The sequence below is a fragment of the Brumimicrobium sp. genome, assembly GCA_023957385.1.
Classification (GTDB): Bacteria; Bacteroidota; Bacteroidia; order Flavobacteriales_D; family Crocinitomicaceae; genus Brumimicrobium.
Map to the genome: position 1 here is coordinate 1,073,001 of JAMLGZ010000001.1, position 22,522 is coordinate 1,095,522.

21 protein-coding genes are annotated in these 22,522 nt (G+C 35.2%); 11 read left to right on the plus strand and 10 right to left on the minus strand.

Annotated features, from left to right (window positions below; translation table 11 throughout):
• Positions 1 to 9: 9 nt before the first annotated feature.
• The 5 genes from pdhA to M9897_04735 form a co-directional block, all read right to left on the minus strand.
• Entirely contained in the window at positions 10 to 957 is a 948-nt protein-coding gene (gene pdhA, locus M9897_04715; GenBank protein MCO5268181.1) for a pyruvate dehydrogenase (acetyl-transferring) E1 component subunit alpha, read from the minus strand.
• A gap of 212 nt (positions 958 to 1,169) precedes the next feature.
• The gene (locus tag M9897_04720) at positions 1,170 to 1,643 is read right to left on the minus strand and encodes a cytidine deaminase (protein ID MCO5268182.1); all 474 of its coding nucleotides are present in this window, start codon (positions 1,641 to 1,643) and stop codon (positions 1,170 to 1,172) included.
• Between the two features lie 6 nt (positions 1,644 to 1,649).
• On the minus strand, positions 1,650 to 2,069 hold the full coding sequence (locus M9897_04725; GenBank protein ID MCO5268183.1) for a hypothetical protein: 420 nt from the start codon (positions 2,067 to 2,069) through the stop codon (positions 1,650 to 1,652).
• Positions 2,070 to 2,085: 16 nt separating this feature from the next.
• Positions 2,086 to 2,673: a hypothetical protein gene (locus M9897_04730; protein MCO5268184.1), complete on the minus strand. Its 588-nt coding sequence runs from the start codon at positions 2,671 to 2,673 to the stop codon at positions 2,086 to 2,088.
• A gap of 58 nt (positions 2,674 to 2,731) precedes the next feature.
• Positions 2,732 to 3,361 (minus strand): carbonic anhydrase, encoded by a 630-nt coding sequence (locus M9897_04735; protein ID MCO5268185.1) that lies wholly within the window; start codon positions 3,359 to 3,361, stop codon positions 2,732 to 2,734.
• 102 nt (positions 3,362 to 3,463) lie between these two features.
• Between M9897_04735 and M9897_04740 the strand changes: the two genes are divergently transcribed.
• A complete protein-coding gene (locus M9897_04740; GenBank protein ID MCO5268186.1) occupies positions 3,464 to 5,530 on the plus strand; it encodes a M43 family zinc metalloprotease in 2,067 nt (688 codons plus the stop codon).
• 1 nt (position 5,531) lies between these two features.
• On the opposite strand, the gene M9897_04745 is transcribed toward M9897_04740, so the two are convergent.
• The gene (locus tag M9897_04745; GenBank protein ID MCO5268187.1) at positions 5,532 to 7,070 is read right to left on the minus strand and encodes a hypothetical protein; all 1,539 of its coding nucleotides are present in this window, start codon (positions 7,068 to 7,070) and stop codon (positions 5,532 to 5,534) included.
• A 67-nt stretch (positions 7,071 to 7,137) separates the two neighbouring features.
• On the opposite strand from M9897_04745, the gene M9897_04750 reads away from it, so the two are divergent.
• Entirely contained in the window at positions 7,138 to 8,844 is a 1,707-nt protein-coding gene (locus M9897_04750; GenBank protein MCO5268188.1) for a long-chain fatty acid--CoA ligase, read from the plus strand.
• A gap of 8 nt (positions 8,845 to 8,852) precedes the next feature.
• Here M9897_04750 and M9897_04755 read toward each other — a convergent pair whose 3' ends face one another.
• The gene (locus tag M9897_04755; protein ID MCO5268189.1) at positions 8,853 to 9,329 is read right to left on the minus strand and encodes a histidine phosphatase family protein; all 477 of its coding nucleotides are present in this window, start codon (positions 9,327 to 9,329) and stop codon (positions 8,853 to 8,855) included.
• 159 nt (positions 9,330 to 9,488) lie between these two features.
• Between M9897_04755 and M9897_04760 the strand changes: the two genes are divergently transcribed.
• The 4 genes from M9897_04760 (at position 9,489) to M9897_04775 (ending at position 13,443) form a co-directional block, all read left to right on the plus strand.
• Positions 9,489 to 10,064 carry an RNA polymerase sigma factor gene (locus tag M9897_04760; GenBank protein MCO5268190.1) on the plus strand — a complete coding sequence of 192 codons (576 nt, stop codon included), beginning with the start codon at positions 9,489 to 9,491 and terminating at the stop codon, positions 10,062 to 10,064.
• A complete protein-coding gene (locus M9897_04765; GenBank protein ID MCO5268191.1) occupies positions 10,061 to 11,275 on the plus strand; it encodes a hypothetical protein in 1,215 nt (404 codons plus the stop codon). The genes M9897_04760 and M9897_04765 overlap by 4 nt, the downstream gene beginning before the upstream one ends.
• A gap of 135 nt (positions 11,276 to 11,410) precedes the next feature.
• Positions 11,411 to 12,907 (plus strand): histidine ammonia-lyase, encoded by a 1,497-nt coding sequence (gene hutH, locus M9897_04770; GenBank protein ID MCO5268192.1) that lies wholly within the window; start codon positions 11,411 to 11,413, stop codon positions 12,905 to 12,907.
• Entirely contained in the window at positions 12,904 to 13,443 is a 540-nt protein-coding gene (locus tag M9897_04775; protein MCO5268193.1) for a hypothetical protein, read from the plus strand. Before hutH ends, M9897_04775 begins: the two co-directional genes overlap by 4 nt.
• A 22-nt stretch (positions 13,444 to 13,465) precedes the next feature.
• Here M9897_04775 and M9897_04780 read toward each other — a convergent pair whose 3' ends face one another.
• Positions 13,466 to 14,953, minus strand: coding sequence for a hypothetical protein (locus M9897_04780; GenBank protein ID MCO5268194.1), 1,488 nt, complete (start codon positions 14,951 to 14,953; stop codon positions 13,466 to 13,468).
• A gap of 12 nt (positions 14,954 to 14,965) precedes the next feature.
• Positions 14,966 to 15,970: a hypothetical protein gene (locus tag M9897_04785; GenBank protein ID MCO5268195.1), complete on the minus strand. Its 1,005-nt coding sequence runs from the start codon at positions 15,968 to 15,970 to the stop codon at positions 14,966 to 14,968.
• Between the two features lie 130 nt (positions 15,971 to 16,100).
• Here M9897_04785 and proS point away from each other — a divergent pair, with 130 nt between their 5' ends.
• The 4 genes from proS to M9897_04805 all read left to right on the plus strand — a co-directional run bounded on the left by proS (position 16,101) and on the right by M9897_04805 (position 19,829).
• Positions 16,101 to 17,561, plus strand: a complete 1,461-nt coding sequence (proS, locus tag M9897_04790) for a proline--tRNA ligase (GenBank protein MCO5268196.1) — start codon at positions 16,101 to 16,103, stop codon at positions 17,559 to 17,561.
• Positions 17,562 to 17,883: 322 nt separating this feature from the next.
• Positions 17,884 to 18,804 carry a DUF58 domain-containing protein gene (locus M9897_04795; GenBank protein MCO5268197.1) on the plus strand — a complete coding sequence of 307 codons (921 nt, stop codon included), beginning with the start codon at positions 17,884 to 17,886 and terminating at the stop codon, positions 18,802 to 18,804.
• A 244-nt stretch (positions 18,805 to 19,048) separates the two neighbouring features.
• Positions 19,049 to 19,669, plus strand: coding sequence for a hypothetical protein (locus M9897_04800; GenBank protein ID MCO5268198.1), 621 nt, complete (start codon positions 19,049 to 19,051; stop codon positions 19,667 to 19,669).
• The gene (locus M9897_04805) at positions 19,662 to 19,829 is read left to right on the plus strand and encodes a DUF5522 domain-containing protein (protein ID MCO5268199.1); all 168 of its coding nucleotides are present in this window, start codon (positions 19,662 to 19,664) and stop codon (positions 19,827 to 19,829) included. Before M9897_04800 ends, M9897_04805 begins: the two co-directional genes overlap by 8 nt.
• Positions 19,830 to 19,849: 20 nt before the next feature.
• Here M9897_04805 and rlmB read toward each other — a convergent pair whose 3' ends face one another.
• Positions 19,850 to 20,605, minus strand: coding sequence for a 23S rRNA (guanosine(2251)-2'-O)-methyltransferase RlmB (rlmB, locus tag M9897_04810; GenBank protein ID MCO5268200.1), 756 nt, complete (start codon positions 20,603 to 20,605; stop codon positions 19,850 to 19,852).
• A gap of 99 nt (positions 20,606 to 20,704) precedes the next feature.
• On the opposite strand from rlmB, the gene M9897_04815 reads away from it, so the two are divergent.
• Positions 20,705 to 22,522, plus strand: coding sequence for an ABC transporter ATP-binding protein/permease (locus M9897_04815; GenBank protein ID MCO5268201.1), 1,818 nt, complete (start codon positions 20,705 to 20,707; stop codon positions 22,520 to 22,522).

Here is a 22,522-nt window from a genome sequence, read left to right on the forward strand (position 1 = left end):
CTAAATTATTTAGTATTCTTTAATATATGGATAATCTTCTTGCATGTATACATCTATATAGAGTTCGCTAGGATCTGGTAGAGGAGATTCCTCAGCAAATTTGATAGCTTCTACAATTTCATTGTCCACCCAAGCTTCATACGCTTCAATTTCTTTATCTGTCATCAAGGAATTTGTGCGAATTATATCTAATGTATAGTTTATAGGGTCTTTTGCTTGATATTCTTGGACTTCCTCTTTGGTTCTATATTTTTGAGGGTCAGAAAGAGAGTGACCTTTATATCTATATGTTTTTATATTGAGAAGGGTAGGTCCATCACCTTTGCGTGCTCTTTCAGCAGCCATGGAAATTGCTTCATGTACTGTTTCCGGTTTCATTCCATCAACAGTAAAAGAGGGCATTTTGTATGAAGCGCCAATTACGGACAAATCATCTACGTTAGTAGTTCTCTCTATAGAAGTACCCATGGCGTAATTATTATTCTCAATAATGAATATAGCAGGAATCTTCCAATTCATTGCCATATTAAATGTTTCGTGAAGTATCCCTTGACGTGCTGCTCCATCTCCAAAGTAAACCAAAGTTACATTGTCGTTCTTTTTATACTTATCTGCAAAAGCAATTCCAGCTCCCATACCAATTTGTGCGCCTACAATTCCGTGCCCTCCCATGAAGTTTACTTCCTTGTCAAAAAAGTGCATAGAGCCACCTTTTCCTTTAACGATACCTGTCTTTTTTCCGTATAATTCGGCCATAAGTGGACGAATATTTGTACCTAAAGATATAGGGTGACCATGTGTTCTATATGCCGAAATGTGTTTATCTCCTTTTTTTGTTGCACTAGCTGCGCCAACCACAACAGCTTCTTGACCAATATATAAGTGGCAAAAACCTCCAAATTTTTGTTGAATATATAACTGACCGACTTTCTCTTCAAACTTGCGAATTAAAAGCATGTCCTTATACCATTTGATATATGTCTCTTTTGAATATTTTAGCTTATTAGGTGTACTAGCTTTTTTGGTTGCTTTTTTAGGAGTGTTTGAAACCTTTGTTGCCATAATTAAAAACTATTAATACAATCTTACAAATATAACGCTTATCTTATTCTAAATACATTTAAAGAGGTAAATTTTAGGTAAAGTGTAGGGTGAGATGAAGAAAACAATCACTTATTTCCAAAAATAAGAGGCAATAAATGATGAATTCCATCAAACAAATAAAAACTTCCATCTTGATTTTCTAATAAAATTTCAAATGGTTCTCCTTGTACATCTGCATATTCTGCCATAACTTGGCGACAAGCGCCACACGGTGAAAATATATCTTCTTTGCGCAATAGTTCTCCGCTACCTGATACAACTAATAATTTGATTTTATAGTGTAAGCTATGAGCTCCATAATTGTATAAAGCTACTCTTTCAGCACACATACTGGAAGGATATGCTTTGTTCTCTTGATTGTTGCCCGTAATTATTTCGTCATTTTCTAACAGTAAAGCAGCGCCTACTTTAAATTGAGAATAGGGAGCGTATGCTTCTGATTTAGCTTCGCGACAAGCGTTTACAGTTTTTTGATATGTAGTTGGAAGTGAATCAAAATTGGAGATGTGTTGATAGGAAAAGCTAAATTCTTTTTTCATATGATATCATTTCTTTAATTCGAGATCTAATAAAATGCCTTCTTCCCAATCATAGCATGATTTATCACAATTCTTGTATGCACCGTTACCTAATTCATCACTATCTATCACCATAATAGTATCTCCATTTACTACATATTTGGCAGTAGCCGTGTAGCGATTATCAATAGGCAATAAATAAGTTTCTTCTGTATTATTTGTAAAAAATTTATCAATCTTTTCTCCTTTGTCATAATATCCTTTATACATGCGTATCTCAACAGGTTTATTTGATTTAGAGATCTTAAGCTTGACATATAAGTCATCTGGTCCTTCCGTATAACAGATTTTATTCTCGTCACAAATTTCCTTTTCTTTTTTCTTAAAGCAAGAACTCAGAGAAATGCAGATAATACAGATAAGTGATATATAATATAGTTTTTTCATATCTTTTCCTTTTCGTTTATTCGTCTCTATTTTTACCTATGGCAAAATTTAGTTTGATTACAGCCATGTGTGGACTAGCACTTGGGATGGTGTTGAAGTACAAATATCCTGCATATATTCGGAATGCTTTTTTGAACTCAGCTTGAAATCCCCCACTTGGATGAATAATGAATTTTTGATTATGTGAATTGTAAAACCCTCGATAGCGTCCCCAAAAGAAGCTAAATTTTCCTAAAGCATACAGACCTAATTTATTCCCGTCGCCAAATTCTAAGAAATTAAATCGCTTTTCTAAATCAATAGAAAATTGATAAACCTTTTCTTTTGTTTGGATGAATAATTTGTCAGATTCTTCAAATAATATAGTTTTCTGATATGGTCTAAAAGCCCCATTGAAAGTCACGGTAAAATCATAACCTAATTCATCATAGCCCACTCCGAAATCTAGGATAAAGTCTTTGTTATGAAAAAAAGTTGCCCCACTAAATCCAAATTTAGGTTGCCAATAGCTTGCTCCAAAAGGGTTTGTTAAAAAAGCTTGTGCTTTTCCTTGTTGTATTGGAAAAATAAGTAGAAATCCTAATATAAATAATAGTAGCCTCATTATTTTATGAATAAAAAATAAAGCAAATATATATAAAACCTATAAAAGAAGTATAAAGTTAATCTATGACATTGTAAACACTCATGATTTCATTCATGATTTGATCCACATCAATCTTTTGGTCGATGATTCTTCCTGTTTTCATGTCAAACACCCAACCGTGTACTTGCACTTCCTTTCTGGATATAGCAAGTTGTACACTTTTGGTCTTAATAACATTGATTACTTGTTCATATACATTCAATTCTACCAGACGATCATAACGTTTTGCTTCATCCTTGATAGCGTTGAGTTCTGTCTTGTGTAAGCGATATACATCACGGATATTTCGCAACCAAGGGTTAAGCAAGCCATTATCTTTTGGCAGCATAGCAGCTTTGATGCCGCCACAGCCATAGTGGCCACACACTATAATGTGGGGAACTTTTAAATATTCAACAGCATAGTAAATAACAGATAGTACATTGAGATCATTATTAGGAGCCATGTTGGATATATTGCGGTGAGAAAATACTTCGCCAGGACCAACACCCATCATAGCTTCGGCAGTTACTCTACTGTCGGAGCATCCTATAAAGAGAAAAGAAGGGGATTGACCTTCAGCCATTTGTTTGAAGAATTCCGAATCTTTTGTTAGTTTTTCATTTACCCATTTCTCATTGTTTCTTAATACATCCGCTATTTCCATATCTTTATTTTTTTTAAAATTAGAAATTATTTCTCCTAATTCCTAAAAATGTGAATAAATAGAAGATAAAAGTTTATATCTTTATTCTCTAAATACATTCTTATGAAATTACGTTTTTTTCTATTCATATCATTCTTAATTCATTATTCCATTGTATATGTTCAGAATATGGACTTTTCCTGTGGAGCAGATGAAGTTAATACACATATTTTTTCAGAACACCCTGAATTACAGTCAGGATACCTGAGAGCTAAGCAACAATTAGATGCTTTTACAAAAGAATATGTACAAAATTATGTATTTGACAAGAGCGGGGCTACTTATATTATTCCAGTAGTTTTTCATGTAATCCATGATTATGGTGCTGGAAATATTTCAGATGAACAAATTTACGATGCAGTTAAACAAGTGAACATTCAGTTGCGCAAACTCAATGCCGACACCACAGAAATAGTTAATGATTTTAAGCATCTGGCGGCTGATGTAGAAGTTGAAATTCGTTTGGCAAAAATTGATCCAGATGGAAATTGCACCAATGGAATCACACGAACCTATTCTCCTTTGACAAACACGGGAGGTCATGTAGTGAAGTCCCTTGTCCACTGGCCACCTGAAAAGTACCTTAATATTTATGTATGTAATAATGTTGGACCAAATTTAGCGGGACATGCTTTGATGCCCGCTGTTGCCGATACTATTCCCGAATGGGACGGCATTGTTATGCAACACAGTTATATCGGTTCTATTGGAACTTCAGATCCTTTTAAGCAGACCGTCTTAACACACGAAATTGGTCATTACCTGAATTTATATCATATCTGGGGTGGAAATAATGTGCCTGAATTCTATTATTTACCTGTAGGGAATGCTGGAAACTGTGCCTATGATGATGAGGTGAGTGATACGCCCAATACAATAGGTTGGAGTAGTTGTAATCTGAGTTCTGTTTCTTGTGGTTCTTTAGATATGGTTCAAAATTATATGGATTATTCATATTGCCATCGTTTATTTACGGAAGGGCAAAAATTACGTATTCATGCTGCGTTAAATTCTTCTGTTGCTAATAGAAATAATCTATGGACCAATGCTAATTTAATCTCAACAGGGGTAATAGATGCGGATAATCTTTGTCACTGTGTATTTGATGCAAACAAGAAAGTGATTTGTGTTGGGGAATCGGTAACCTTTACGGATTTGTCTTATCACGGAATTACGGCAAGAGAATGGACTTTCCAAGGAGGAAACATAACTTCTTCTACGGATTCAACTGTTACGATTGTGTATAGTCAACCGGGTGTTTATGATGTGTCTCTAAAAGTTTATCAGGGAACAGAAACATTAACAGAAACAAAAACTGATTTTATACAGGTATTGGATAAGCTTCCTACATCTAATAAATTAATTGAGAATTTTGAAAGCGAAACAAATTTTGCAAATCGTTGGTGCATTCCAGAGAATGAGTTATTTGCATTTCAACGTACGCCATATGGTAAAGACAGTGATTATTCTCTATATGTAGATAATTTCAATGGTGTTCCCAATAGTGTTTATTCCATCGTGAGTAAACCATTTGATGTTTCTATGTACACAAAATATGTTGTTTCTTTTGATTATGCGTATGCCAAGTCTGGGGGAGGAAATGGTGAAAAACTTTATTTCCAAGTGAGTGAAGATTGCGGTGAGACTTGGGTGAATAAAAATGTCTTTGTTCTTTCAAATACTTGTTTGGGGGATGTAGAAACAGAATTCTTTCCCACTCAGGATGAATGGGAGCATGCCGAAAAACTAGTTGTAGTTGGAACAAATAAATCCAATCATGAAATGATACGTTTTCAATTTGGAAGTAAAAATGGAAATAATTTTTACATGGATAATATCAATATATACAACGAGGCAGAAATGGGGCTAGCACAAGAAAATAGTTCACATAATTTATTTGTATATCCTAATCCGGCATCTACACAGTTTGTACTAGAGTTGGGTGAAGGTTTATTGCTCGGAGAAGTTGAGCTATATGCTATTGATGGCCAGTTGATGTCTGTCACTCACGTTCAGAATCAGTCTGCTGCTAATATTGATGTTTCAATGTATGCAAATGGTACTTATTTTGTCCGATATGTATCTACAAACCAGGAACCTTTAGTACGTCGTATTATTGTTGCAAAATAGTTTATTTCTTAGGATTTATTTTTAAAAATCCTAGCAGAAATAATAGACCTATCCCGATTCCACTGAGCCAATAAGAGTATCCAGCTATTTTTGTGTAAAATGAAGTGGAAACTCGTTTGGGAAGGGGAACTACAAGTGCAGAAAAAGGCTTTCCGGTTTTGTATAGGTATTCAGTATCTCCATTGGGTTTTATAAATGCTGTATAGCCATAATTAGACGAGCGATAAGTTGGGATTCCTACTTGAATGGTGTTTGCTTTATTGATGTTTAAGTATTGATAGGAACATGTGTGACTTGTGTGCCAGTTTTCATTTGCTTGAATTGTTAAAAATGTGCTGCTTTGAGATCTTTCGGTTACAATGTTCGGGAAAATACTTGCATAGCAGAGCAAAATATTGAATCGTTTGTCTTTATATTTAAAATCATCAAATATATCCATTGGATTTACCTTCCGAGCATCTCCTACAGTAGGCACCCATTTGTTGATTTGTTGTGCAACAGCATTGCTAGGTATATATTCCAGAAAAGGAATGAATACTTGTTTGGATTTGATATGGATTCTTTTGTCCTTTAAAAGAGAAATGTTATGTGTGTTGTAGTATCTTCCTTCAAAAACTCTCGATTGAGGAGTTGGATGATTAGTAGGTCTGTAAATCATGGCACCAAGCAAAACTTGTTGATTATTAACTTGATTGAGAGAATCTATATATTGAATAGTCTTGTTTTTGGGAAGATATTCATACCAATCCAAGCGAGTGAAAAAACTCTCAGGTAAAACAATTAATGAATTCTTTGCTGCAACTTTTTGAACTTCATCTACTAGGATATTTGGATTTTCAACGTATTCTATTGTTGAAAAATTAATTTCAGAATGAAGAAGAGAAATCTTTGCTTCTGCGTCCCATTCGATATCTTTAACTGAGTAATACTTGATTATACTATAAGTGGTGAGCAATATAAAAATACTGAAAATAGCATAATTTAATTTACTGATTCTTTTGATGCGAATACATTCGAAAATAGCATAGTTCATTAAGTAGATCATCAAAGAACCACCTTCTACACCTAAGAGAGAATAGTATTGAATCAGTGAGATATGAATAGACCATGCATAACCCATTAAATAGAAAGGGGCAAGCATGAGTGAGTTCTGCATTAAATATTCAAAGAGTATAAAAAGAGGCACAATTATGCTAAAATGAACACGACGGATAAGGGACGGTATGAGTATTAAGGAAACCAAAATAACATCCGTACTAACTAAAATGATCAAAGCACCTACTGATACATCAAAAAGCCAATATAAACCTAGAGAAAGTGCAACTCCTCTAAATACAAAAGTGATGAGTAGCAGATTTAGAATCTTTTTTAAAAAACTCTTAGACGATTTCCTTACAGCTAAAACAGCAAATAAAAATGGAACAAAACCAATAATTTGTAAAGGAAAAAGATAGGTGTTTTGCCATGCTACAGCAGTAAGTATTCCTGCCAAAACAGAAAGTAAAATTATTTTGATATAATATTGTTTCCAAAAAGCCATATTGAGTATCATCTATTTAACTTGAATCAATTTCTTATCTTTGTTAGAATAATAGTATCTCTTATTTATGAACAAAATTAAATTTTTATTTGATATTCCAAGGTTTAATGCACAAAAACATCCTTTAGAGAAACTCCTTCTGCAGAAAGAAAAAAAAGAATGGAAGGCGGTTAGTTCACATGAGTTTATTCGATTAATGGATGCTTATTCTGAAAGGCTTCTTTCCTTAGGTGTGAAAAAGGGAGATAAAATTGCAATTATGTCTTCGGCTTGTATCGAATGGAACTTATTGGATTTAGCCATTCAACAAATAGGCGGAATTGTAATTCCAATTTTTCCTAATATGATAGTTGATGACTATAAGTTTATATTGAAACATTCTGAATCTCGTTTTTGTTTTGTAGAAAATGATGGCTTGCTGCAATCTGTTTCTGAATTGGCAAATGAAATCCCTTCATTAGAAGAAGTCTTTCATATAAAGTTATGGGGATTCCCTTCAGGAGAGATAGAAAATAGTATGGCTATTGCCGAAATAAAGCAAATACTCCAAGAAGATGATATTGCAACGATTATTTATACTTCTGGAACAGGAGGAGATCCCAAAGGAGTAATGCTGACACATCGCAATATGTTAGCTAGTGTTTTTGGCGGGAGTGAGCGAATACCGGGTTTCCCTGGTTGTCGGGTTCTATCCTTTTTACCTATAAGCCATGTGTATGAACGCATGATGATATATCTCTATATGTACATGGGATATTCTGTGTATTATGCGGAGAGTTTGTTGAAAATAGCAGATAATGTGAAGGAAGTTAAACCACATCTATTTTCTGCAGTACCACGTTTTATAGAAAAGGTTTACGAGAAATTTATTGCAACGGGAGGCCAATTAGGTGGATTTAAGAAAATTATATTCTCATGGAGTATACGAGTAGCTGAGCGTTTTGACTTAGCACATAACTCCTTTTGGTATAAAATCAAACTGTTCTTTGCTCGAAAGTTGGTGTTATCTAAATTTAAACAAGCATTAGGAGGAGAAATCATAACTATATCATCTGCTTCAGCAACGCTCCCGATAGAGATAGCACGTGTGTTTTTTGCTGCGGATATCCCGATAATGGAAGGTTATGGATTAACGGAAACCTCTCCTACTATTTCAGTGAGTTATGCTCCTGATGGACTTAAGCTAGGAACTACTGGCCCAGTCTTAAGTAATATTGAAATTAGAATATCTGAAGAGAGTGAGATATGGGTAAAAGGAGATGCTGTCATGAAAGGTTATTATAAGCTTCCTGAATTATCTCAAGAAGTCTTTACACCTGATGGATGGTTTAAAACAGGAGATTTAGGAGAAATAATAGATGAGAAATTTTTGAAGATAGTAGGTAGAAAGAATACATCTTTTAAATTGTCAAATGGAAAATTTATCCATCCAGAAAAAATAGAGTCACTCCTAGCAAATTCTGTATGGATAGATTATGCACTTATCATAGGAGAAAATGAAAAACAACCCTCAGCCGTTGTGTTTATAGCAGAGGATTATGTAATTGATAGGCTAAAGAAAATGGGAGAATTCGTAGATGATATTTATACAAATAGCAAATTATTGGGGGAATTAAGAGCTTTGATAAATAGTGTAAACAAACAACTGAATTCCTGGGAGAAGATAGCTGATTTTAGGCTGTTACCCATTGTTCCAAACATAGAAAATGGTATGCTGACTCCTACTTTGAAGTTAAAGCGAAGTGTGGTAATCAATTATTTGAAAGCTAAATAGCACCGAAGTTAGTTGTCGGGAAAGTGAAATTTAATGAGTGTTCCTGTTCCTTTACTAATTTCTGAAAATGAAGTAAAAGTAGGAAAGTCAATTAAGAGCATACCACAGGTAGGTAGTACTACATTCTCATTTAAAAGATATGATGCAAGCTCAGAAATTCCATTATTATGTCCAATAAATAGCATGTTATTTGGCTGTTTATTCTCCCAGAAGAATGTAAGTAATTGATTCAACGAGGCAAGATATAATTCATCTTTATAAGTTGCTGTGTCAATAGTTTCTCCTTTGATGATATTCCATGTATCTTTCGTTCTTTGAGCATTCGAGCAGTATATGCTTGCATCATGTAGGAAGTTTAGTGCATCTATTTGTTCTTTTACAAGTAAAGCTTGTCGTCTCCCCACTTCTGAAAGTTTTCTATCAAAATCTTTGCCTGTGGTAGATTTGTTTTCAGCATCGCCATGTCGTAATAAAAGAAGCTTCATCTTTAATAATTTATAAAGTAAATTTCTTATTTTTAAGCGAATATCCAACTGTTAAGGTTCCTTTTTCGTATTACTAATGAAAGTATTTGTGAATAAAGTAATAGATAGACTGAGATTACGTTGAAAGGAAAGGTTGACATACGAAGAGTTAATAATTACATGCACGTTGATACGGACTTATTAAAAGCTTGCATAAAGAATAAACGCAAGGCACAAGAGGAACTTTATAAAGCTTGCTTTAGTTTTCTTATGCCTATATGTCGACGCTATCATCGCAATAATGAAGATGCTCGGTCCATGTATAATCTAGCTTTTGTAAAAATCATTGACAACCTTCCTAAGTTGAATATAGATGAGATTCCATTTGCATCTTGGGCGAAACGAGTGATGACAAATACACTTATTGACGAGTATCGAAAAAATAAAAGATATACGGATAAAGTTGGATTACACGAAGATGAACGTATGTTGGAGTATTTCTCTACACCCATAGAGAATAAAGCTGAAACTAATTTTAATGAAAGTAGCGTTTTACGTTTGTTAGATTATCTGAAGCCTGCAACACGTCAGGTTTTTATGCTATATGTGATAGAGGGATATAATCACAAAGAAATTGGAGAAATTATGGATATGTCGGAAGGAACTTCTAAATGGCATTTATCTATAGCAAGAAAAGAATTGAAAGAAATGATTGAGAAACAGCAGGAAGGTGTTTCTAAGAATGTAGCTATATGAGTAAAGAAGAATTAGATATAGACCGTTTGTTTAGCGATGCAGCTCATGCAGAGAAAGCCCCCCAGTATGACACGGCATATTGGAAGGAGATGAAGGCTGTATTGGATGAAAAAGACGCCAAAAGAAGAGGACTTATTTATTGGAGTATCGCAGGTACTTTAGTCGTGATTCTGTTAATAAGCGGAATTTTTCTTCGTAAAAATAATTTAGCATCAACTCCTGTTACAACACTTCCTACACAATCAAATGAATCACTGCAAAAATCTTCTTCTACAAGCACAAATATACTCGTTGATAAAGAACCAACTACAGAGCAAACTACAACTATAGATGATACACAGCAAACTAGGGTTGCAAAATCGGCATCATCTACTGGAAAAGATATGCATAGCACAAATTTAATACAAAGTTCAACAACATCCTCGGTAATGGAAGCTCCTGTAAATGAATCCTCATCTGCAACAACACCGGCTATAACTAAGGAAGTTCGTACAGAACAGCAAGTTTCGACTACTTTGGATGTCTCTCTGCCTTATACTCCGATATCTGCTCTTTCCAACCAAGCTATTGCAGAGATAATTCCTTCTCAAGCAAAAGAAATCCCTGCGGCTAAATATTTAGTGTTTGCCCGATTAAGTGGAGGTGTAATGGAAAATTACAAGTCCAAACGTGCATTCAAATCAGGAATCTTAGATTTCTCTGTACAGACTGAAATGAAGATAAAATCGTTAAGCTTGAAATTTGGTATTGGGACTCAGTATATCAATCACTCTGATTTAATCTTATCTAAAAGAGAAACCATTATGGAATTAGGAGTGCCTGTTACAAAGCAGCATGATTTAAGTTATCAGAATTTCTGGGATTTATATATTCCTGTAGAATTTGGATATCGCATCAAATCCTCTTCCTTTGGAGTTGGCTTGCAAGCAAATTATTTGATGTCAACAAATATGACTCTAAATCAATATAAGAATCATGCACTGATGAGTACCGAAAAATTTTCTGGACGAACAGATGGATTAAAACGATTCTCTATGCAAGGTTATGTTTGGTTTGAACAACGATTTACACCTCGTTTGAGCGCAGGCTTACGCATAGGAACAAATATCGCTGGTAGAATTAATATCAATGAAATGGGTTATTTCAATGAGTCATCTACTACGAATCCAATGTATGGTCAATTCTATCTTCGTTTCGATTTCTTGAAATAAAACGAAACACATTTATTGACTTCTTTCTATTCTAAAATTATTTCTTAATTTTGAAAAATCAATGCTAATCAATAAGTTGTTGATTTTCAATGCATTGATTTTAGAAATAGTATATAAAAAAGAGAAGTACATAACATGGGTAAATATATTCTTGATTTACAGACGATTGAATTAGACGCATTGTTTAATCTTATTCATTCAGGAGATGAAGTAGTATTGGGAGAAAAAGGAAGGGTTGCTGTGCAAAAATGCCGTGATTTCTTAGATCAAAAGATGGCAGCGTCAGATGGTAGTATTTATGGAATAAATACTGGTTTTGGTTCCTTATGTAATGAGTCTATATCTAGTCATGAATTATCACAATTACAAGTAAACCTTGTTCGCTCGCATGCATGTGGTACAGGCGAGGAAGTTCCTACTTCTATAGTAAAAACTATGTTGCTTTTGAAGGCAAAAGGGTTACATTATGGCCATTCAGGGGTGCAAGTAGAAACTGTAGAGAGACTTCTTTTCTTCTATAATCAAAATATTATACCTGTAGTTTATCAACAAGGTAGTTTGGGCGCATCAGGAGATTTAGCTCCTTTGGCACATATAGCTTTGGCGTTAATAGGAGAGGGTGAAGTGTATTATCAAGGGTGTAAAGTAGCTACGCACGAAGTGTTTACCAAATTAGGATTACAGCCTATTCGATTACAATCCAAGGAAGGTTTGGCTTTATTGAATGGAACTCAATTTATGAGTGCATTTTTAGCACACGGAGTGTATGAGGCAAAGAAACTATGGAAGCAAGCCAATATCAATGCTGCACTATCTTTAGAGGCCTATGATGGACGAATGGATCCATTTACTCCTTCAGTAAATGCTATTCGTAATCAGGAGGGGCAAATAAAGACTGCCAAAGAAATGAGAACTCTTTTACAAGGAAGTCAATTGATTCAGCAGGTAAAAGTAAATGTACAAGATCCATACAGCTTTCGATGTGTACCTCAAGTACATGGTGCAAGTTGGGATGTGATAGAACAAGCAGAACGTATTATTATACGAGAGATTAATGCAGTAACCGATAATCCAACGATTTTCCCTGATGAAGACGTGATTGTGTCTGCAGGTAATTTTCATGGTCAACCTTTAGCATTACATCTTGATTTCTTAGCAATCGCACTTGCAGAATTAGGAAGTATTTCCGAAAGAAGAATATATAAACTCATGGGAGGGCAACGTAATTTACCTGCATTTCTGGTAGCAAGACCTGGTTTAAATAGTGGTTTTATGATTGCACAATATACGGCTGCATCTATTGTGAGTCAAAATAAGCAATTATGTACTCCAGCTTCCATAGATACAATTGATTCTTCGAATGGACAAGAAGATCATGTGAGTATGGGGGCTAATGCTGCGACTAAATTATACCGTGTCATTCAGAATACGTGGCAAATATTGGGGATAGAATTAATGGCTGGAAATCAGGCGCTTGAATTTAGAGATGTAGCTAAAACTTCTCCTATTTTACAAGATATACATCAAAGTTACAGAAAAGAAATTCCTTTTATTCAGGAAGATGAATATATGTCTGCACATTTAAGACAGAGTAAGCAATTTATTATGCAACTTAACAAATCTACTTTATGATGAATGAAGAACATTCTGATAAGCATTTCTTAAATGCCAGTGAGCCTCGAAAACGTCCTGTATTCTTGGTAGTACTTTGTATATTGAGCATGCTTTATATTTTCTCTACTACAGTGGGAGTATTAACTTCATTGGCAGATGGTCCACTCACTGAAGATCAAATGATGGTAGAAGAGGCGAAATTTTATGAATCATTGGCTCAAATAGAATCCACCGGAGCGCGTATTTCGGATGATATGCGTAGTATGTTTAAGGTTATGATTGAAAATACAAAGTATATTAATAATGAAAAACATTATATAAATAGTGTTGTAAATTTGATTAGTCTGATTATTGGCGCAGTAGGAGTGATGTTTATGTTCAATTTAAGAAAGATTGGATTTCATTTCTATTTGGTGTATTCACTTCTCCCAGTGGTTATGATGTATGTATTAGTCCCTATGTATCTGGTTTCAACTGTTGTTGTCATCTTATCTTTGAGTGTTGCTACCATTTTTGCCTTGTTATATGGTAGTCAATTGAAGTGTATGAGGTAATTGAAATTGCTTGTACTGTCTCTCAAAACTTAAAACCAGCGGTAAGTACAACGTGATGGACATTTGTTTTGAATTGTGTGCGGTTTTCTATTTTAGAAGGGTCGAAAGCATAATAATCACTATGCGTTTGGAGTAGGCGGTAACTTACATCGATATACACAAATTTGTTTTCCCATCCCAAACCACCGGAATAAGTTAAATCAGGAGTTTTTATGTTTCCAATGCTTTTCTTATATGGCTGAGGTAACAAAGCAAAGCCGGCTCTCAAGTATAGGTCATGAGCAATCATATATTCAATCCCAATACGTGTATTAAAAACTGTTCGGAATTGATTTTTAACTTCTTGATTTTCGATATCGAAATTGTATAAAGGTCCTGTTTGGTTGTTAGAAACAGCCTGTGATCTTAGTTTTCCTCCTGGTAAATGAGACATTTCAACATCTATATTAATGGCACCGCGCATACCAAAAATATACGCAACAGAGCCACGCAGTTTCATAGGAGTTTTGATACGATAACTAAATTTACCAATGGGCACATATTCTGGAAGGATAGATTTTACTCCATCAGCGTGTTCTGCTGTCATATTTGTCGACCATTTATCTTCAAATCGAATGATGGAGGGAGTTTCAAAGGCTAAACCCAAACGAATTTCATTGATTGGTAAATACAAAATCCCGAGTTTTAGATTAAATCCTGTTCCTTTTGTCGTTTGGTCGTATGAATAAGTGAAACTTCGTAGGGAAGTACCAACTGTATCCAATAACCTTTCAGTGTGATCATAACTTTCGTTGTATTTTACCCGACGAATGCCTAAACTAGCGCCATAATATAAAATATTTGCATAATTTTCAGAATATCCAATATGGTATTCACCTATTCCCCCTCCGTTTGTGATTTCTCGATGATGATACATGTCGCCATTGGTGAGTCGAGAATAATATTGTCCGGATATATCATCCCAATCAACAGCATACGTGTCATACGCCAATCCCGTTGTGAAAGGCCTATAATCATAAATCAGAGATGGGTCAATGCCTGCACCATCATTAGCTAATACGTCTAATAACGAATAAAATTCCTGTCCTTCGTAAACGCGATGATTTGAGAAATTCTTCAATCTTGTATAAGCAAGCGTAATCTGGTTATATCTTCTACCGTTGTTTTTGGTGCTTAAATCATTAGTGAATACAACGCCTAGTGTGCTTAAGGCTAATTTATTGTAATTACTATTGGTTGTTGTTTCATTGAATATAGCTTTGTTTTGGAGAAAACTCATGTTTAGACTGGCACTAGCAGTTGACCTTGAGAATCTCCCTATACTAGCTGGATTTATTTGAATCGCACTAATATCTGCACCTAGAGCTCCAAAAGAACCAGCCATCGCTTCAAAACGTGCAGAACCAAATATGTCTGTTGTACTATAGCGAAGCACGTCTTCTTCGTTTTGTGAAAAGACGTGCATGCTGCATAAAATCAGTATTATAAAACCAACTATTTTTTGTGTCATCGTTTTTAGCGATTACCTTCTACCAGGATATGAACTATTACTTGAACCTGAACCAGAAGTACCATAGTTTCTATTGCCTGAGCTTTCACGGGAAACTCCCATTCCTTCATTAGAATATCCCGAACTCATTCTACTTTGATTGATTTCTCTTGTAGAAGTGGTGTTTCTGCTATTATAACGGGTATCGTTTCCACGTGTGGCTTCAGAAGAAACTCGGGTAGAGCTAGGATTTGATCGTTCAAACGAATTACTTGGTATATATCTTGGATTACTAGCTACAGTTTGTGTAGTTCGAGTTGCAGTCGAAGCATTATATTTTTCACGCGTTCCTCTGCTTGCTTCAGGAGCGGAAGAGCTTGAACTATTTACTTTGCTAGTTTGATACGGATTCATACCAGGCTGTTGTGTTTGAGGATAGCTACTGCTTCTATGAGAAGAAGAGGAAACGGAGGTGCGTGGACCATTGTAATATCCATTATTAGTGGATGTATTATTTGGACTTGAAAATCCATAATTTGGATAATACGGATAATAACTATTGCCATAATAATAAGCAGGGTAAGAAGAATATGGATACATTCCCCACATATCATAATAGTTATATCGATTATAATATCCATAAGGTCCCCACATGCTGTTTTGGTAGGCATATAACCAATAATTGCTTCCTCCATACGCCCATGCGTCAAAACCATAATCCCAAGGAGTTTGGCCAACACCTACAAAACCGATAGGACGTACACTATACCAGTAGGGTCCCGCCATTAAGCCATACGAATAGTGCATGGCTCTTGCTTTATTTGTAAAACGAGGATCTACATATTCATCTTGATAATGCCCCCTTTGGCGCGCCATAAATGAGTTGAATGAGGTTAAATCAGTTTCATCTTGATTCAGTACGATTTCTGTTGGTTTTTGCAGATATACATCATTTTCCGAAATATATCCGTAATTGGCACAACCGCTCAAGGTTAGTAAAGACCCTGCGACCCAAAGATATTTATTCAATGTTTTCATGGCGCTATTTTTTATAAAGTTACATACAATAGTGTATAATTCAAAGAGAACGTTTATTTTTGCCCATAAATTATGCCAAATTTGGCAAATTTTAAGAAAAATTTAACAATTCTAATTTTTGAAGTGATTTATGGCAACAACAAGAGCGGAAGATTATTCTAAATGGTATGGTGAAGTGATAGAAAGAGCTGGAATGGCTGAACATTCTGATGTACGTGGATGTATGGTTATCAAGCCTTATGGATATGCTATCTGGGAGAATATTCAAAAGATTTTGGATAAGAAATTTAAAGATACAGGGCATACGAATGCTTATTTTCCTCTTTTTATTCCAAAATCATATTTGAATAAAGAAGCACAGCATGTAGAAGGTTTTGCCAAAGAATGTGCAGTTGTTACACACTATCGTTTGAAGAATAATGAGGGACAATTAATCGTTGACCCCGAAGCAAAATTAGAAGAGGAATTAATTGTTCGTCCAACCTCTGAAACCATTATTTGGAATTCATATAAGAATTGGGTGCAATCATATAGAGATTTACCTATCTTAATTAATCAATGGGCGAATGTGGTGCGTTGGGAGATGCGAACTCGTTTATTTTTACGTACAACTGAATTTTTATGGCAAGAGGGTCATACAGCGCATGCTACACGTCAGGAAGCCATTGAAGAAGCAGAAAGAATGTTGGGTGTGTACACAGATTTTGTACAGAATTATATGGCAATGCCTGTGGTGCAAGGATTTAAAACAGCAAATGAACGTTTTGCAGGCGCAGACGAAACCTATTGTATTGAAGCAATGATGCAAGATGGAAAGGCCTTACAGGCGGGAACATCTCACTTTTTAGGACAAAATTTTGCCAAAGCTTTTGATGTGAAATTTGCCGATAAAAATGGCTCTTTGGATTATGTGTGGGCTACTTCATGGGGAGTTTCTACTCGACTAATTGGAGGATTGATTATGACTCACTCTGACGATGAAGGATTGGTATTACCTCCAGCTATTGCTCCTATTCAAGTGGCTATTGTACCTATTTATAAGAGCACTGAGCAATTGGAAGAAATATCAACTAAAGTAGCCGTATTGAAAGAAGCGCTTCAATCAAAAGGAATAACGGTAGTTTATGACGATGATGATAATCGAAGACCGGGATGGAAATTTGCAGAATATGAAGCAAAAGGAGTTCCTGTACGTGTAGCTATTGGTCCGCGTGACCTAGAGAACGGTCAGGCAGAGGTTGCACGTAGAGATACAAAAACCAAAGAAACGGTAAACTGGGACGGTATTGAAAATCATATAGAGCAATTATTGAACGATATTCAACATTCTCTTTTTGCAAAAGCAAAGGCATATAGAGATTCTCATATTACTGAAGTTAATTCATACGATGAGTTTAAGAAAGTGTTAGAAGAAAAAGGAGGATTTATTTCAGCTCATTGGGACGGCACAAGTGAAACAGAAGTGAGAGTAAAAGAAGAAACAAAAGCGACTATTCGCTGTATTCCGCTGGATGCAAAAGAAGAGGCTGGAACATGTATCTTTACAGGAAAACCTTCTTCCAAGAGAGTACTTTTTGCAAAGGCATATTAGAGATTTTTTCCACTCCCCCTCTGGAGGGGGGCAGGGGGGAGGACACCTCAAAACAATATAGAAGAGGACACCTCAAAACAATGTAGGAGAGGATTCCTTAAAACAACTAAGGAGAAAAACCCTTACCCAACTTTCTACTAATTAATTTTAGTAGTTTTTTAAATAAACAACGGGCTAAACTCTTATATTTGTATGTATGGAGTTCTGTTTTCAAGATAAAGAAACCAGTTGTAGAAGGCAAAAGAAAGTATTTTTTGTGCCTCTACTACAAGTTCAATTAGATATTTTGGAATTACAACATCTCAGTAAATTATATTAATCCATGGCAGAGCAAATTGAAAGAGAATATTTGGAGCAGTTTGGAAATCTCGAACTCCTTGCTAAACAGGTGGTAGAAGGATTTATCACAGGAATGCACAAAAGTCCCTTTCATGGTTTTTCAGTTGAATTTGCTGAACACCGTTTATACAATGCTGGTGAATCAACCAAACATGTTGATTGGAAGTTGTTTGCACGTTCAGATAAACTATTTACCAAGAAATATGAGGAGGAAACGAATTTACGCTGCCAGTTTGTGTTAGATGCCTCTAGTTCCATGTATTTCCAATACGATAAGAATTGGTCTAAACTAAAATACAGTATATATGCCATTGCATCTTTAATGGAAATCTTGAAGAGACAGCGTGATGCAGTTGGCTTATCTGTTTTTACCAATAAATTGGATGTACATACAGAAAACAAATCTTCCAATGTACATCAACGTATGGTTTTGGCAGAATTAGAGAAACGACTTACTAAATATGAACCTAAGGAAGCGAAACCAACTGAAATGGTGCAGGTGCTTCACGATATTGCAGAACTCACGCATCGACGTAGTTTAATTGTGATTTTTTCAGATATGTTGGAAGACCCCAATAATCAGCAGGGTTTATTTGAGGCTTTACAACACTTAAAGTACAATAAACATGAAGTTATTCTATTTCATGTGGTCGACCAACAAAGAGAAGTTGATTTTCAATTAGAAAATAGGCCATATACTCTGATTGATATGGAAACTGGAGAGGAGATGAAATTGATCCCTGAGGAAATTAAGGAGCAATATACAAGCGGTATTCAACAATATTTTACAGAGATTAGACAAAAATGTATTTCTTATCAAATAGATTTTCAAATCATAGATACAAATAAACCATTAAATGACGTGCTAGTCAAGTTTCTAAGTCGTCGACAAAAAATGAAATAACTAGATACTTTTAACTCATTGTGCATTTAGAATAAAATACAGACTAGGCGGTCGGCTTTGCCGACCGATAGTAGCCCCCAACAATTGTCACCCCGAGTAACCAAGGTTGCTCGGAGCCTATTTGTAAGTTATTCTTATTTATTACATCTTTACAAATTAAATATACTCCATATACAGTAGAAGTTATTGATTATATTTATTTTTGTAAATGCACAATGGGTTACTTTTAATAAAATTCACACACATGAAAAACGGGATATTTTTACTTTCTTTTTTCTTTTTTTCACTCTTTCTGCACGCTCAAGATAATCACCATGAAATTGGAGTGGATATTCAAGCAGCATCTATCTCTAATCGAGGAGGCGCATTTGGAGGCGCTGTAAAATATGCGTATGTATTGAGTGAAGATATTGCCTTTGGTCCTAGTTTCCGTTTTCAATATTTATGGTCTAAGGATTTGTACTATGGAACTCAAGGGAAATCATTTACTTGGGGCGGGGGAGCTTTCTTTCATTATCGCTTTTTACAATGGTTATATGTAGGAGCAGAAGTGGAAGTGCTTAAAAACCCCTTCACTTGGGTAAGACCTGACAAGAGATGGTCACTGACAGCCTTTGTAGGTGGTGGATTTTCACATGATTTTGGACCTATTCGACTTAATTTTGGACTTTTGTATGATATTGCTGATGCAGTTCGTGACCCATACACTTCCAACCCTTCTCCGTTGAGTCGCGAGTATTTCATTAAAGTAGTTGATCCTAAAAAGCCTAATTTTGGGAAATATGTTCCGTTGATTTACAGACTAACTTTCTTTATCCCCATTCGACCAAAAGTGAGTGCTAAAGAAACTGATGATTATGAATAAAGATCTTAAATTACAAGAAGGAGATTACTATAAATCTCCTGAAGGATATATTATTTTCACAGCACAGTATCTTTTGCGAAGAGGATATTGCTGTAAAAACGGATGCAAACACTGTCCATACGGATATGATCCAAAGACTGACCGTATAAAGAAAAGGTGAGAATATCTTCCGTTTTTCCTTTATTCGAGAATCATCTGCCTAGTCTTTTCATATAAAACAATCCCGGTAGAAACACCTACGTTATATGAAGCAATAGTACCAAGCATAGGAATTTTAGCACGTTGATGTGAGATTTTCAATAATTCGTCTGAAATCCCATCTTCTTCAGATCCCATGATGATGGCAGTTGGACCAGTGAGTGTGCAATCAAATAGAAATTTATCTGTTTTTTCAGTACACGCAATAATCTTTAATCCAGAATCTTTCAGATAACGCACGGATTGATTTAAGTCACGTGTTTTACACACAGGAATTTTATGCAAAGCTCCTGCTGAAGTTTTGATTGCATCACTTGTGATTAATGCAGAGTTTTTATCTGGGATTAAAATAGCGTGTACTCCGTTACATTCAGCTGTACGAGCAATAGCGCCGAAATTACGCACATCTGTAATGCGGTCTAGTACCAAAATATTTGGAACATCTCCTTTATCAAAAACTTCTGATAGAATATTTTCGATGTCGTAATACTCAACAGGAGAAATAAATGCGATGACACCTTGGTGGTTTTTCTTCGTGAGGCGATTGATTTTCTCTGCTGGAACAAATTGAAGTGTATAATCTTGCCCAGCTAAAGCTTCTTTTAATTCTTTGAAAAGCGCTTTATCCATGCCGCGCTGAATCATGATTTTATTAATCTCTTTTTGGGCGTTCACTGCTTCGATGACAGCTCGTACCCCAAAAATTAAATCGCTAATTTCTCCGTGTCCTTTGTTCATATTCTTTCTAATCTGGCAGCAAAGGTATGACTACTTTTAGGAAAATGAGTAAACTTATTTTTATTTATTAGCTTTATTATGTAAAATATTTCTTAAAAAGTGGAAAATACCAATATCCACGCTATTTTTGCATCACGTATGTCAGAAAGGAAGAAGATACTCGATTTTTATATCTTGAAAAGATTGTTTGTTTATACAAAACCGTATAAAATTTATCTGTTTCTGGCATTCATCTTTACCATTGGACTCGCTATAGTGCAACCTTTGCGTCCAAGTGTAATGGGAGATATTGTCGATAAATATGTCGTAAAATCTCAAGATGGAAAATCTTTGTTGTTTTGGACTATTATCATCATAGGTATGTTGCTTGGTGAAGCTATTTTTCAATTCTTTACAACGTATTATGCCAATTTATTAGGACAATCAGTTATCAAAGATATCCGAATAAAACTCTTTAAACATATTATGTCGTTTAAGATGAGTTATTTCGATAAAACACCAATTGGTTCTGTTGTTACCCGTATAGTTTCTGATTTAGAAGCCATATCGGAAGTGTTTACGCAAGGTCTGATTAATATGTTTAAGGATATTTTGGTGCTGGTAACTATTGTGATTTGGATGTTTATTGAAAACCCCATTCTTTCCTTGTATATTTTACTTCCCATACCTTTATTAATTATTGCTACACGTATTTTTGCGCGAGCAATGAAAGATGCTTATCAAAAAGAAAGTGTGGAAGTGAATAAGCTCAACACGTTTGTGCAAGAACGTATTGTGGGAATGTCTATTCTTCAAGTATTTAGCCGAGAAGAAATTGAAAAAAAGCGTTTTGCAGAAATCAATGCACGTCATAAACAAGCACATATAGATACCATTTGGGCAAACTCCATCTTTTTCCCTGTGGTAGAATTTTTGACTTCTTTGTCTATTACGTCTTTGATTGTATTTAGCGCTTGGTCACTAGCTAATGGTTCGGTGGTATCGGTTGATTCTACAGGAATTATTGTGAAATATACCTTGTGGGTGCACATGTTATATCGCCCGATTCGACAATTAGCAGATAAGTTTAACGTGTTACAGCGTGGTGTAGTACGTGCAGAGCGTGTATTTAAAGCTTTGGATTATCATGAGGTGATACAAAATGATGGCACAAAAACTAGCTTAGATTTTCAACAGGATATTCGGTTTGACCATCTTTGGTTTGCTTATACAGATGAAGATTGGGTACTCAAGGATATCAATCTGACTATAGAAACAGGGAAAACAATTGCCTTTGTAGGTGCTACGGGAGCAGGAAAATCCTCAATTGTAAACATGGTTTCCCGATTTTATGAATATCAAAAAGGAAATATCTTTATTGGGGATACAGAAATCCGAGCATTGGAATTGAGTTATTTGCGTAAGAATATTTCTGTTGTATTACAAGATGTGTTTTTATTTTCCGATACTGTGCATAATAATATTACACTAGGAGATGAATCTATTAGTCGAGAAACTATTATAGAAGCAGCCAAAATTGTTGGTGCTCATCATTTTATATCTAAACTCCCAGGTGGATATGATTACCATATTGGAGAACGAGGAGGTGTACTGTCTGTGGGACAAAGGCAACTACTGGCCTTTATTCGTGCGTATGTATTTAACCCTCATATTTTGATTCTGGATGAAGCCACCTCAAGTGTAGATAATGAAAGCGAAGAGTTAATTCAAAAAGCTACTGAAAAATTGACACACGGTCGAACCTCCATTGTTATTGCCCATAGATTATCCACCATTCAGCGTGCCGATAAAATCATTGTAATGGATCATGGAAAAGTGATGGAACAAGGGAATCATCAGGAACTATTGGCGAAAAATGGTTTCTATAAAAACCTCTATGAAAAGCAATTCTTAGGAGAAAAGAAAGAGGTAAGTTAA

Excerpts from the sequence above, each read along its gene's own strand:
- pdhA (MCO5268181.1), bottom strand. The coding sequence starts at position 957 with ATGCTTTTAATTCGCAAGTTTGAAGAGAAAGTCGGTCAGTTATATATT.
- M9897_04720 (MCO5268182.1), bottom strand. The coding sequence starts at position 1,643 with ATGAAAAAAGAATTTAGCTTTTCCTATCAACACATCTCCAATTTTGAT.
- M9897_04725 (MCO5268183.1), bottom strand. The coding sequence starts at position 2,069 with ATGAAAAAACTATATTATATATCACTTATCTGTATTATCTGCATTTCT.
- M9897_04730 (MCO5268184.1), bottom strand. The coding sequence starts at position 2,673 with ATGAGGCTACTATTATTTATATTAGGATTTCTACTTATTTTTCCAATA.
- M9897_04735 (MCO5268185.1), bottom strand. The coding sequence starts at position 3,361 with ATGGAAATAGCGGATGTATTAAGAAACAATGAGAAATGGGTAAATGAA.
- M9897_04740 (MCO5268186.1), top strand. The coding sequence starts at position 3,464 with ATGAAATTACGTTTTTTTCTATTCATATCATTCTTAATTCATTATTCC.
- M9897_04745 (MCO5268187.1), bottom strand. The coding sequence starts at position 7,070 with ATGGCTTTTTGGAAACAATATTATATCAAAATAATTTTACTTTCTGTT.
- M9897_04750 (MCO5268188.1), top strand. The coding sequence starts at position 7,138 with ATGAACAAAATTAAATTTTTATTTGATATTCCAAGGTTTAATGCACAA.
- M9897_04755 (MCO5268189.1), bottom strand. The coding sequence starts at position 9,329 with ATGAAGCTTCTTTTATTACGACATGGCGATGCTGAAAACAAATCTACC.
- M9897_04760 (MCO5268190.1), top strand. The coding sequence starts at position 9,489 with ATGCACGTTGATACGGACTTATTAAAAGCTTGCATAAAGAATAAACGC.
- M9897_04765 (MCO5268191.1), top strand. The coding sequence starts at position 10,061 with ATGAGTAAAGAAGAATTAGATATAGACCGTTTGTTTAGCGATGCAGCT.
- hutH (MCO5268192.1), top strand. The coding sequence starts at position 11,411 with ATGGGTAAATATATTCTTGATTTACAGACGATTGAATTAGACGCATTG.
- M9897_04775 (MCO5268193.1), top strand. The coding sequence starts at position 12,904 with ATGATGAATGAAGAACATTCTGATAAGCATTTCTTAAATGCCAGTGAG.
- M9897_04780 (MCO5268194.1), bottom strand. The coding sequence starts at position 14,953 with ATGACACAAAAAATAGTTGGTTTTATAATACTGATTTTATGCAGCATG.
- M9897_04785 (MCO5268195.1), bottom strand. The coding sequence starts at position 15,970 with ATGAAAACATTGAATAAATATCTTTGGGTCGCAGGGTCTTTACTAACC.
- proS (MCO5268196.1), top strand. The coding sequence starts at position 16,101 with ATGGCAACAACAAGAGCGGAAGATTATTCTAAATGGTATGGTGAAGTG.
- M9897_04795 (MCO5268197.1), top strand. The coding sequence starts at position 17,884 with ATGGCAGAGCAAATTGAAAGAGAATATTTGGAGCAGTTTGGAAATCTC.
- M9897_04800 (MCO5268198.1), top strand. The coding sequence starts at position 19,049 with ATGAAAAACGGGATATTTTTACTTTCTTTTTTCTTTTTTTCACTCTTT.
- M9897_04805 (MCO5268199.1), top strand. The coding sequence starts at position 19,662 with ATGAATAAAGATCTTAAATTACAAGAAGGAGATTACTATAAATCTCCT.
- rlmB (MCO5268200.1), bottom strand. The coding sequence starts at position 20,605 with ATGAACAAAGGACACGGAGAAATTAGCGATTTAATTTTTGGGGTACGA.